Source organism: Acinetobacter kookii, from assembly GCF_900096895.1.
In the GTDB taxonomy this organism is placed as follows: domain Bacteria; phylum Pseudomonadota; class Gammaproteobacteria; order Pseudomonadales; family Moraxellaceae; genus Acinetobacter; species Acinetobacter kookii.
Map to the genome: position 1 here is coordinate 209,854 of NZ_FMYO01000002.1, position 12,338 is coordinate 222,191.

The window sequence follows — 12,338 nt, forward strand, 5'->3', positions numbered from 1 at the left end:
TTATCCTCAAAGTTATCCACAACTTAATCTATTGTTTACAAGCCATTAAATTTGACAAATCAGGCAATTTTGCTGCTTTTATCTTCAGCAAAACAGCCTAAAATCGCATCAAGCCGCAGTATAAATTCGGCCTCCGGCTTCCAGTGATAAAAGCCCTGTTCCGCCTGTCCGTTCATGCCGCGCAAATACAGATAACTTGCGCCGCCCAAATGTTTTTCAATGTCATAGTCCTGCATGTGGACTGTTAAATAGCGGTGCAACGCGACCAGATACAAACCGGCCTGTAACCAGTAGCTGGCCTGCGACATGCTCTGCCGAATTTCCACCTCCAGATAATGCGACTGATCGGTGCCTAAAAAGTTACTTTTATAATCGGCAATATGATAGTGCTGGCCATCAAAATACACCAAATCGATGGAGCCGGTGAGATAGCGTGCCGAATTGGCCGGGTTAAAATCCAGCATGTCAATGCCATGTTCCGCATACAATTGATGGATACGCTGGATGGCCAGGACATGGTCCGACAGGGACAGATAAAAGGGAAATTCGGCCAGATATTCATGTTCATTCAGCTGATTGAGCTGAAAATCCTGATGCAGAGGCGTTGTTAACACCTCGGCTAGCCATTCACCCATCCAGCCAATCAGCTGTTCTTCATCCACCTGCTGAAACTCCTGCTCATATTTTGCCAAAAGTTCTTGCCATAAAGCGGGATAATCATTTTTAAAACGACGGCGAATTTCTAAAGGCCAATCCTGCTGGTCCTGGAAATCGATATGTTCAAAAATTTCATGCAGAAATGTTCCCGCCACGGTGCCCATCGGGAAATTGCGTTTGATCCAGGACAGCGGTTGGTGGGCAACAGTTTCAAGCAGCTCAACGACATGAATTTCATCTGCTGCACTCGGCATTTGTTCGGTATTCACCGCCAAGGCATCCATGGCCTGCTTACGGCTTAAATGCTGGGCCAAGGCACTGAAACTGGTTTTGGAACGTGGATAAAAGCGCTGACTAGGAAATTGCAAAGCCTGTAAAGGCAAAAGCTCCTGCTGCCTGGCTTGCAGTTTGGGCGGTCTTTCATGGAGCAAGGCTTCTTCAGCACTGGCAGGATGCGCAAAGTCTTGCCCACGCCAGAAAGCCAGACCATGACTGGACTTGCCTTCCTGATCCTGCAGCAGGGCATAGACCCGATGGCTGGCCCGGGTCAGGGCCACATACCACAGCCGATGCTGCTCTGCCACGGCACGGGCATTGTGCTGTTCAATCGCGGCCTGTTCCAGCAGATTCTTGTCATTCACCGCCACCACACGCTGTATGTCCACTTTACCCGTTACCGGATGGACATGTTCGACCGTGGAAAAGTTCAGGGTCTTGTTCATTTCCCGAAAATCTTTATCCGCCCCGAGCAGGAACACAATTTTAAACTCCAGTCCTTTGGACTGGTGGATGGTCATCAGCTGCACCCCGGCCTCGTTGGACAGTTTGCGTTCAAGTTCCCACTCGCGTTCCGCCGGAGATTGCAGCTGTTTCAGATACCAGTGATAGAGCTTTTGCGCGCCCTGATACTGTTCGCTGTGCTGACACAATAATTCGGTCAGATGACGCAGATTGACCACGCTGCGTTCATTATCACGGCTTTGGGTAGCGACCAGATTTTTCCAGACCTGAAATAAATTCAGACAATACTGCCACGCGGTTAAAAAGCCTTTTTGCAGCCACATTTCCCGAATGCAGTCAAAGTCGTAAATGAACTGGCTCAAGCCATCGGCCTGGGCTTCCAGCTGTATCAATTGCTGCAAATTGAAACCCAATAGACGGCTGAGCAAGGCGCGCTTGATTTTGCCTTCGTCATACGGATGCATGATGGCTGCCAGTACCGCCCCCACATCCTTGGCAACTGCATGGTCAAACACACTGCGCTTGGAAGGACGGTTAACCCGAATACCGAGACGTTCCAGTTCATACTGGGCTTTATCCAGACCGTCATGGTTTTTCGATAAAATCGCGATGTCATTTTCAGTCAGGTATCTGGGACCGGTTTTTTCTGCCAGATAGAGTTTTTCTGCAATGCCCTGATTAAGTAAGTCGCGAATTTTCCAGGCCACCTGCAGCGGCTCATGCTTTTTATCATTCAATAATAACCAGCGCAGCGGCTGATGATTTTCACCCTGTGCATCGATGAGTGCCGGATGGGGACGCGAACCGGCTTCAACCGGGCTATAAATCACCTCTTCACCAAAGTCCATTTGTCGCTGAAACAGGGCATCCACAGCCTGCACCAGCACTTTAACCGAACGGTGATTGTGGCGCAGGCTGTATTGCCGTCCCTGTTTGGACAGCACATCGGCACGGGCTTTGTTATAGGTGAGCATGTCGCCGCCACGGAAACCGTAAATCGCCTGTTTCGGGTCACCGACCATGATCATGCAGCCTTGCATATAGCGTTTCTGGTCGCGCCAGATCCGGGCCAGCATATTGTCTTGATCCTGATTGGTATCCTGAAATTCATCCACCAGAATCAAGGGATAACGCGCCTGCACAAACTTGGCAAAGCGTAGCCCCTGCTCGCCTTGCAAGGCTTCTGAAAGGGTACGGATTTGCTGGGCAAAAGTGGTTTCGCTTTTCTGCTGCAGCACTTGCGGCAAGCGTTTTTTGACTTCGCGACTTAAATAAAATTTCAAATAGGCATCCAGCAGGTCCAGATCCAGATTAAGCTGGGACAAAGCCTCGCAAAAACTTTTTAGCGCTTGCATCACCGGATGCTGTTCAAACTGATGCAACACCTCTTCTGCACATTTATTCAGAACCTTTTTGGTTGCCAGATCGGTCAGATTTTTCAGGGTGGTTTCAAAATGCGGGGCAAATAAGGCATAGCAGCGCTGTTCAGCCAAAGCCTGAATAAAAGCCGGTAAATCGTCACACAAGCTGCGTTGCATCAAGCCATCGGTACGCCATTTTTTGCCAATAATGGAATGATATTGTCCCTCTGCCGAATAATAATCGCTCAGGCCAGCAATCAGGCTTAAATCCAGCTGAATAAATTCATCCACCAGTTGCTCAAACCGGTTTAAATCCAGCTCTGGCGGCATGACTTCCTGGAACTGTGCCGAGGCAAAGTTCAGGCTATTTTCCACCACCGGCACATAGGCCTCCTGCGACTTCAGCTTCTGATTCAGCAGCAGATAATCCACCACATTCTGCGGCTGCAACTGAATCCATTCACGCAGCACATCATGAATCAGCTGATAGGTATAGCTTTTGGCATCATCGGTAATATCGGCCCGTTCAATCTTGCCACTTTCAAAGGAAAATTCGCGCAACAGTTTCTGGCTAAAACTGTCCAATGTGCCGACAAACAGTTCATCCAGCTGGTCAATCACCAGTTTTAAACGTTCCCGGGCAAAATCCACTCGCGTGACATACTCGCTTAAAACTTTCTGGAATAAAGGATCGGATTCAGCTGCTAATTTGGCCTGAAGCTCCGCTTGGGTCAGGGTTTGACAGCTGTCGAAATAACGCAGGGTTTCCACCAGACGTGCCCGAATGCGGTTTTTCAGCTCTGCGGCGGCGGCACGGGTAAAGGTGGTGGCAATAACCTGATTGGGCAGATACGGGTCAAGAAAAATCCGCACCATCAGACTGGACAGGGTAAAAGTTTTGCCTGTACCGGCTGAAGCCTCAATCCAGTGCAAGCCCTTGAATTGCATGTCCACAATCGGGTTAAACGACATTGGGTGTATTGTTTGAGGATGGTTCATATTCTTTTTTATTCTTTAATGGCCTGTTGATGCATAAACACCGGTTGATAGAGCTGATAGGAAAATTGTGCGCAGGCATCTTCCAGCAAGGCGGTGGCATCCTGTTCCTGTAAAATAAACTGCCAGTCGCGGTGCATTTGGGTGGCTTCGTTATCCGTCACCGAAAAACCGCTAAACTTGCCATCTTCATGCCAGTCTTTATAGATCACATCCATATCGTCAATGCACATCTGGTTGTGTTCATTCGGCTGCCAGTCATGTTCTTTATCTTTTTCAGCAATTTTCAGCAGCAAGGCGGCTGGCAACACCAACGGCTGGCTTTGCCCATATTTCCAGGCGGCCAGCCAGTGATTCAGCCATTCACGGGCTTTATTCGAGGTCACGCCATGACATAAAATGGTCCGGTCACTGAACACCACAATCCGCGCCAGTTTTTCACCGCCATTCCCTAAATTCAGATAGGCCAGCCAGAGCAGATATTCCAGCCAGACTTTGGCACGACGCTTGGCACGCGCGCTTGAAGCATCCAGGCTGACCCATTTTTCTGCACTGTTTTTCGGTAAATGAATGTTCATATACACATGATCATTCACCTTCCACACTTGCTGTGTGGTCGGGGTCACTTCAGGGGCATATTTCAGCAAGCGGTCTTTTAAACGCTGCTGTTCAACCACACTCATTTGCCAGCTGCTTTGTTGCAGTTTGCCTATCGGCAGCTGATCCATCAGCAATTCAGGCTGTGCCGTACCCTGCTGTTTTTGCAGGAACTGGCGCACGGTATAACGCCCCAAACCATCCAGCAACAAGGGTTCCTGTACGGCAGGCAGATCTTCAGGATGCAGATTTTCCACGCCCAAGGTTTTTAAATATAAACGTGCCGGGAAAGTGACGTCCTGAATCCACTGATGACTGTCCAGCACCAAGACATCCTGCTGCAGATGCTGATAAGGCGTATTCACCCATGACGAACGCTGTCCGCTGGCATGCCGAATCTGTCCCGCCACACAGAACCATTGGTCCTGATAACGCACCGGTCGGGCCGATTCAAATCCCACCGGATCAAAAGGCAATAAAGGGTGCACATGATACAGTGAGCGCAGTTGCTCTGGCACTTCCACGCCATTGATCTCTACAGTGGCATCAGTTTGGTTGTCCGCTTGTTTGCTCTGAACGATAAAAGCCAGATGCTGCACCAGTTCCTGCACCACGGTGGAGGGATCACGCACTTCTCCATCGTTAATGTCAAAGCCGTTATAAAACAGCCACAGGTTGTCCTGAGCCAGCAGCAGATGGTCTAAAAATGCGCCCTGATCATCTTCCAGACGGGAACGGTCGCCGAGCTGGGGCTTCAGCAAATCCATCAAATCGAAAGGCAAATGCTGGCTACGATTGGGAAACTTGCCGCTGTCCAGTCCAAGCATCACAATCAATTTATATGGTACAGGACGAATCTGTCCGATCTGGCTAAAGGTAATCTGCCCGGTCGGTTCGGCATGGTCCAGCCGCATTTCTAAAGTGTTGTTAATTTCTGCCAGCAAATAAGGCAGAGGCAAACTTAAACTGCGCAAGGCATGATGATCGTGCTCATCATAGAAACTGGCCAGGGTCAGCATTCGCTCCTGTTTTTTGATGATTTTATACACGCTCGATAAAGACTCGACACCGCTTTCTTCAAATTCGGCAATATCCTGCATCAGGCGCTTGAGCCATTGCTCCACTGCTACATTCTGGCCTTGCTCATGCGCAATCATCCAGTCCCGGCGTGCATCAAAATCCTGATAAATCTGGATCAGCTTGCCAATCAGCTCAAAATCGCTGGGCAGAACCTGGGCAAAACTCAGCGTGCCCTGAAACAGGCGATGCTCAGGAATGGCAATTCCCAAGGCCAGGCGATCCAGCGCAAATTTAAAACTGAAACGATAATCTTCATCGCCTTCGCACAGGCTACGCTTTAAATGCTGCGCATCCAGTCCGCGTTTAAAGCCGGCAGCAATCAGCAACTCCGTGATGCGTTCAATGGCATTGACCTCTAAGCCATAGCACTGCTGGGTCGCATTCAGGCTCAGCCAGTCGGCAAAATCTTCAATGCTGAAACGCCCCTGAACCAGTTCAATCCGGCCCAGTACCGCTCGCCAGGCATTCAACGCATCCAGCTGGGCCACGCCGGCAATTTGAATCGGCAGATACACACTGTCTCTGGACAGTTGATGACTACTGCCCGCTTTTTGCTGAATCAAGTCGCGTTCACTCGGCGGCGGGGCAAATACGCTGCGGATCAGCGGTTCCAGCTCGCTTAGACTTGGACTGAGGACCAGAATATCACTTGGTCGACGCGGTGCATCTTTCGTGCCCTGTGCCAGCCAGTGAATCAGCTGTTCTTTTAAAACTTCCAGTTGGCGTAAGCTGGAATGACAGACATGAATCTGAATCGAATCATCCTGTTCATCCAGTACATATTGATGCTGCTCTGGTTCTACCAGATATAGAATATCGGACTGGATTTTACCAAGTAAATTCGCTTTATATTCATCAATAAAGGCATCTGCCCAGACCCCATCTTCCCCCGACGACAAGTTTGATAACAGGGAGAAGTGGTCACGCGCCTGCTTGCCAAAACGGGTCAACAAAGGATGACGCGACTCGCGCTGTTCTGCATTGAAATTTAAAGTAAATTCCTGGAAAAACTGTTCAATATCGGCATCACTGGCCTTAGGATTTTTGGCAATAAAGCGCTCTTTTACCCGCAGGTCATAGCGTGCTTTCCAGTTCGGATCGACACTGTCGGCCCAATATTCCTGTGACGGGTTATAGTGCAAAATATAGATATCAAGATACTGTCCCAGACGGCGTAAAAACGCCAGCTGCATGGGAGGCAAATCCAGCAAGGTAAAAATCACCAGCTGTTGCGGCAATCTTTTTAATGCCGCCTTGCGTGTCTCGGAATTATCCAGAACCTCCCAGAACATGGCATCAATACTTTGCATCTGTTCAAAGTCATGATGAAACACTTCCTGCCACAACCAGCGCTGCCAGGCTTCCAGTTCACGAGCCTGATTCAGGGTAAATTCAGAAATGTCGCTATTGGTTTTAAAGAACATGTCCTCAATTGGAAGTTCCTTATTTTGTCCCCAAGCCTGTAACCAGTTAGTTGGACAGCTGCACATCTGCGCGGGACAGTTTTTCTGGCAATGTCCGCGATATTCCATGTAATGGCTAAACAGGCGCGAAACCTGCTCTGCCACCCAATACAGCATGCCCTGCTTTTTCAGCTGTTTTTCGATGCCCTGTTCCAGGCGGTCAGCGCTGTCATAAATGCGCTGGACGATGGAATGCAAAGGATGATCGAGTTGTAAAGGATTCTGTTCACTCTGGATAAAGGCTTTCAGCGCCTGAAACACGCGCCACTTGATAATAATTCGCGGAATATTGGCTTTACGTACCTGTTCTTTTTGATCGACCAGTACCCATTGATAGGCGGACCACTGGAAACCGCGAATCCGGTGATGAAACTGGGTATTGGCACTGATGCCTTTTTGTTCGGCCAGTTTCTGGGTCAGCCAGGCTTCAACCGCATGCGAAGGCACAATAAAATGTTGGGTTTGCAGCACCTGAAAAGGCGTGGTGGCAGGCTTATTCACGGTCGTCAGCATGGCGTGCACCAGCACATCAATACGCTGACTTTGAATCACATGAATGGCCATTATTGAATTACCCCAATATTTTTTAAAAATGAAACGCCTACAAAAGCATAAAGATTATTTACTATACAATGGCATCTGTCTATGTCACTTTTAGGTGGATGCTGAATTTAAAAATGCTTTGAAATTCACACCTTAATGATGGTTGAATAGAACAAATAACACGAAATTTAAGGTATTTACATGATGAAAACAGACAAAACTCCAGACACAATCGACCCTAATTTAAACTTGGAAAGCATTCGGGCAGAATGCCTAGAACTTGTCAAAAAACGTGCTTACTGCTCTGCAGGAGCAGCCGTCATTCCGGTTCCATTTCTGGATGTGGTCATCGATGTCGGAATTTTGTCACAACTCATTCCGGAAGTGAATGCACGTTTTGGTTTGGCTCCGGAACAAATCAGTGTCTATGATCCCAAAACCAAACAAGTGCACTGGCAGGAACTGCGTAAACGTGGGGTAGAATTTTCCGGCCTGGTGGTGGCCCGTACCGCAGTGAAAAAATCCCTCAACAATGTGGTAGCCAAGGTCATCACCAAACAGGTGACCAAATTTATTCCTCTGGGCGGTCAGATTGTGGCTGCAAGTTTAGGCTATATTGTGATGAAAAAAGTCGCAGGCGCTCACGTAGAAGACTGTTACAAAATTGCCAAAGGCATTCAACAAAAACAGCAAGCCCAGATGGCGAGTTAATCCCCCTCTCGATTTCATAAAAAATTCATCCTGCAGCTGAGAGCCTAATTGGCTCTCAGCTGTTTTAAAATGGCTCTTAATATTTCTAAGCGTGCGGTATTTTTGTCATCGTTGGCAATAATATGCCACGGTGCATAATCGGTGCTGGTACGTTCAAACATGTCGGCGGCTGCATCCAAATAAGCATCCCATTTTTCCCGATTGCGCCAATCCTCCGGAGTGATTTTAAAGCGCTTGTTTGGCGTCTCTTCACGGGCTTTAAAACGGGTGGCCTGTTCGTCCTTGCTAATCGCCAGCCAGAATTTGATCACCACGGTTTGACTATTGACCAGATCCTTTTCAAAACGGTTAATTTCCTCATAAGCCCGCTGCCACGCATGCTCGCTGATCAGCCCTTCTACTCGCTCTACCAGCACCCGCCCATACCAGGAACGGTCAAAAATCCGGATGTCTTCATTGGTCTGCAACTTGGTCCAGAAACGCCATAAATACGGATGGCGCTTCTCATACCGTTCTGGGGCTGCAATACTGTGAATATCATATTCACGCGGATCCAGGTTTTTCACCAGCCGTTTAATGGCTCCACCCTTTCCTGCCGCATCCATGCCTTCAAATACAATAATGGCTTTGCGGTCATCAAAACGTAGCGCCTCGGCTACTTTTACCGACAGTTCTTTCAGTTCTTTTTTATAGTCTTCCTTGGTCGTGGGCTGATTTTCAGGATGCAAAAGCAGCTCTGGAACAGCCGCCGGTTTCCATTTGCTTTTCACTTCGCTCACATGCTCTGGACAGTTTTTCATCGCCGCCAAAATGATCTGTGCAAATTGTTGATTACGGGCTTTTTCATCCTCACAATCAATGATGTTCCAATCCTTGATAAAACGCTGGCTGAGCTTTTGCAAACTGTCGTACTGCTTTTTATTACGCCAGTCCAGACCATGTAATTTATGCCAGCGCACTTCATGGGGATCCAGGTTATCCATTCGCTTCTGCAAGGACTTCCAGGACAGGTCAAACCAGACTTTTACCACATCGACATGATTATTTTTTAAGTCCTGCTCAAAGGCCTGCATATCGGCAATATAAGCATCAAACTGCGATTCATCCAGAGGCTTGGACACATGCAAAGCCGTGGCCAGCAAATCGCTATACCAGTTGCCAAATAACACCATGAGCTGGCCTTCGGCAGGAATAGAATTTGCATACGGCTGCCAGTAGGTCTGTTGATTGTTGAACATGTTGGCTGCATCGGCCTTGACCAGCAAATAACGCGGATCGACCCATTCACGCAGCTGCTTCACTGCCTCGCCCTTTCCAGCCAGCTCGATGCCATTGACCAGCACCAGCACACTTTTGGCATTATTCTGACCCCGAGTATTTCTTAGCAGGTATTGGGCTTCAATCAGATTCAGGGAAAGCTCATCTTCATCCAGCAGCGGATTTGTTGTTTTTTTCAGTGTCATCTGTTCCCCGTCCTTTATTCTAAATCTCAGTCTATTCAACCATAATCCAAGGCTGAATTTGAACACATAGTGTTTATGTTGCTCATAATTGCTGCATTTTCTAGCAAACTGACTTAATTTAAATCATTTTTCTGGCTGTTTGTCATAGCGACTTTGTCCGTCTCGCTCTAATATTTAGCCATCTAAAAAATAATAGAGACACAGCATGTCTAAACTGGCTGCATTAGATGATCTTTTAGAGTTGTATTATCAATTGAATTATCATCAAAACCCTGAGATTTTTCGGCGTCTGCAAGATGTACAGGCCTGGCAAAAACAGCGCATGCAGGCCACCCATAGCAAACAGTTTGCTGAAAAGCAGAATGTGTTGATGGCGGAGTATTTCCTGAACCGTCTGTATGGCGGTCCGGATTTTGATGCACTGGCTGAGCAGATTGCCCGTTTGATGAAATATGCGCACAAGGCTGAAAAGCTGATTCCTGAAAATGCAGTGAAAACAGGCACATCAGGCGTATCTTTGGCCATTTTGGCGGTGCAGCTGGATGAACAGGTGGCGATGCAGCTCCTTGAAGATTATCATCCGCACGAAACTTTAAACGATGAAATGATGCGTTTGACTTATCTTAAACTTGATCAGGGGCAATCCCGTTTAAGACAGCTGGATTTACTCGACCAGCTGGGTTTTAGCCTGGATAAGTACATGCGCTCTTTTATGGTTCAGACTGCATTTAAAATGTGTAAAGGTGCAGCCAGCAAATATAATTTCGACATTATGTATGAATTTATGCAGGATGGCTTTTTGGCCATGAAACCGTTAAAGTCAGCTGAGAAATTCGTGAAGGATTTTACCGCGGTTGAACGTCAGATTATCCATAAAGTTCATGCCGGCGATCCTCACCCGTTTTAGTCAATTATGTTGTGATGGAAATAACAAATTGAGCAGTGAATAAAAAATACAGAGCAGATTTCTGTATATTATTCATAACAATTGCATGCTGATTGCTGTACAACGTCCTAGAATCTGTCATCATGCAAGCACTGCAACATTAACCCTATTTTTATGTTAGGAGTGACTCTAATGTCTAACGAAAAGCAAACGCCTACCTCTGCCTCTGAGCTGGCACAAAATACAGACAAAGTGAGTCCTTTCTTAACTGAGCCTCTTCCGCAAGGCACTGCCCAAGGTCAGCAACAATCTTTACAACAACAGTTGACCGATACGCCAGTGACCGGTTCAGTACCCAAATACAATCTGCCGCGTGGCGCCAATACCGGGAATGTCGGTCCGACCACCCACTTCGGTTACCAGACTGTCAGCAGTGAAGATAAAGCCCAGAAAGTCGCTGAAGTATTCCACTCGGTTGCCAGCAAATACGACATCATGAATGACCTGATGTCCTTCGGTATTCACCGTTTATGGAAACGCTTTGCCATTAATATGTCAGGCGTACGCCGTGGTCAGCACGTACTCGATATTGCCGGCGGTACTGGTGACCTGGCCAAAGTCTTTAGCCGTGAAGTCGGACCGACCGGCCATGTGGTTCTTTCAGACATCAATGAATCGATGCTGAATGTCGGCCGTGACCGCTTAATTGATGCCGGCTGTACCAATGTGGACTTCGTTTTGGCCAATGCTGAAACACTGGAGCCATTTGCAGACAACAGTTTTGACCTGGTGACGATCAGTTTCGGTTTACGTAACGTGACCGATAAAGATGCTGCGCTGGCTGCCATGTATCGTGTACTTAAGCCAGGTGGCCGTTTATTGGTGCTTGAATTCTCTAAACCTGTATTCGAGCCATTTTCTAAACTGTATGACCTGTATTCGTTCACAGCTTTACCGATCATGGGTAAAATTATTGCCAACGATTCTGAAAGTTACAAATACTTGGCCGAATCCATCCGTATGCATCCTGACCAGCGTACGCTTAAAGGAATGATGGAAAATGCCGGCTTCCAGAACTGTGATTACCACAACCTGACGGGTGGTATCGTTGCCGTTCACCGTGGTTTTAAACTTTAAGGTTCCCATTCATGTGGTCAATTCTGGCACTGGGTGCCGTTGAACGTGTGATTCACCATTTGATTGATCTGGATGTGATTACCCGTATCCAGTTAAATGCATTGGCTGGCAAAATGCTGCGTGTGGTGATTGCCTCACCGCAGCTTTCTGTAGATGTATTCTTTGATGATGGCAAGGTTCGCCTAGAGCCAACAGCCACTGGACATACTGAAGCTGCTTCGATTTTTGAACAGCGGCCTTATGAAGCCAACAGCTCACAGATTTCTGAAGCCACTGCGACTTTACAAGTCGGCAATGTCGTTGAACTGCTGAAACTGCTGGTTTCAGATGAAATCGGCAATATTCCGCTGCAAGGGGACTACAAGTTATTACAGGAAATCCAACGTATCATGCAACAGGCTGAACCGGATTTGGCTTCGCATTTAAGTCCGTGGGTTGGCCCTGCCCTTGCCCATGAACTGGGCAAAATCCAGCTGGCACCGAAACATTTAAAACGTTCTTTAGAAAGTTATTTATTCTTTGCTGAAGATGCGTTAAAAGAAGATACAGGCTTATTTGCTGCACGTTGGCAAATGGATGATCTGCAACAAGATACCCGAATTTTCAATCAAAATTTAGACCGTGCTGAAGCCAAAATTCAACAGCTTCAGGCACAGATTGATGCTTTAGATACACCTCCTGCTTCACCTCAAGATTAGGTAAT

At 47.6% G+C, this 12,338-nt stretch carries 7 protein-coding genes; 4 read left to right on the forward strand and 3 right to left on the reverse strand.

All coding sequences use genetic code 11. The annotated features are described in order from the left end of the window. Window positions 1-59: 59 nt before the first annotated feature. Both BLP85_RS05620 and BLP85_RS05625 read right to left on the reverse strand, forming a co-directional pair. On the reverse strand, window positions 60-3,758 hold the full coding sequence (locus BLP85_RS05620) for a UvrD-helicase domain-containing protein (protein WP_092819150.1): 3,699 nt from the start codon (window positions 3,756-3,758) through the stop codon (window positions 60-62). 8 nt (window positions 3,759-3,766) lie between these two features. Next, the gene (locus BLP85_RS05625; protein ID WP_092819151.1) at window positions 3,767-7,459 is read right to left on the reverse strand and encodes an exodeoxyribonuclease V subunit gamma; all 3,693 of its coding nucleotides are present in this window, start codon (window positions 7,457-7,459) and stop codon (window positions 3,767-3,769) included. Window positions 7,460-7,642: 183 nt separating this feature from the next. Between BLP85_RS05625 and BLP85_RS05630 the strand changes: the two genes are divergently transcribed. Continuing rightward, the gene (locus BLP85_RS05630) at window positions 7,643-8,149 is read left to right on the forward strand and encodes a hypothetical protein (RefSeq protein WP_092819152.1); all 507 of its coding nucleotides are present in this window, start codon (window positions 7,643-7,645) and stop codon (window positions 8,147-8,149) included. Window positions 8,150-8,193: 44 nt separating this feature from the next. On the opposite strand, the gene pap is transcribed toward BLP85_RS05630, so the two are convergent. Beyond that, window positions 8,194-9,612: a polyphosphate:AMP phosphotransferase gene (gene pap, locus BLP85_RS05635; protein ID WP_092819153.1), complete on the reverse strand. Its 1,419-nt coding sequence runs from the start codon at window positions 9,610-9,612 to the stop codon at window positions 8,194-8,196. 205 nt (window positions 9,613-9,817) lie between these two features. Here pap and BLP85_RS05640 point away from each other — a divergent pair, with 205 nt between their 5' ends. The 3 genes from BLP85_RS05640 to BLP85_RS05650 all read left to right on the forward strand — a co-directional run bounded on the left by BLP85_RS05640 (window position 9,818) and on the right by BLP85_RS05650 (window position 12,333). Beyond that, window positions 9,818-10,519, forward strand: coding sequence for an FFLEELY motif protein (locus BLP85_RS05640; RefSeq protein WP_092819154.1), 702 nt, complete (start codon window positions 9,818-9,820; stop codon window positions 10,517-10,519). A gap of 171 nt (window positions 10,520-10,690) precedes the next feature. Further along, window positions 10,691-11,635, forward strand: coding sequence for a bifunctional demethylmenaquinone methyltransferase/2-methoxy-6-polyprenyl-1,4-benzoquinol methylase UbiE (gene ubiE, locus BLP85_RS05645; protein WP_092819155.1), 945 nt, complete (start codon window positions 10,691-10,693; stop codon window positions 11,633-11,635). Between the two features lie 11 nt (window positions 11,636-11,646). Next, a complete protein-coding gene (locus BLP85_RS05650) occupies window positions 11,647-12,333 on the forward strand; it encodes a ubiquinone biosynthesis accessory factor UbiJ (RefSeq protein ID WP_092819156.1) in 687 nt (228 codons plus the stop codon). Window positions 12,334-12,338: the final 5 nt, after the last annotated feature.

What these genes read in the sequence shown, in the direction of transcription:
- BLP85_RS05620 (WP_092819150.1), bottom strand. Translation starts at nt 3,758, where the DNA reads ATGAACCATCCTCAAACAATACACCCAATGTCGTTTAACCCGATTGTG.
- BLP85_RS05625 (WP_092819151.1), bottom strand. Translation starts at nt 7,459, where the DNA reads ATGGCCATTCATGTGATTCAAAGTCAGCGTATTGATGTGCTGGTGCAC.
- BLP85_RS05630 (WP_092819152.1), top strand. Translation starts at nt 7,643, where the DNA reads ATGAAAACAGACAAAACTCCAGACACAATCGACCCTAATTTAAACTTG.
- pap (WP_092819153.1), bottom strand. Translation starts at nt 9,612, where the DNA reads ATGACACTGAAAAAAACAACAAATCCGCTGCTGGATGAAGATGAGCTT.
- BLP85_RS05640 (WP_092819154.1), top strand. Translation starts at nt 9,818, where the DNA reads ATGTCTAAACTGGCTGCATTAGATGATCTTTTAGAGTTGTATTATCAA.
- ubiE (WP_092819155.1), top strand. Translation starts at nt 10,691, where the DNA reads ATGTCTAACGAAAAGCAAACGCCTACCTCTGCCTCTGAGCTGGCACAA.
- BLP85_RS05650 (WP_092819156.1), top strand. Translation starts at nt 11,647, where the DNA reads ATGTGGTCAATTCTGGCACTGGGTGCCGTTGAACGTGTGATTCACCAT.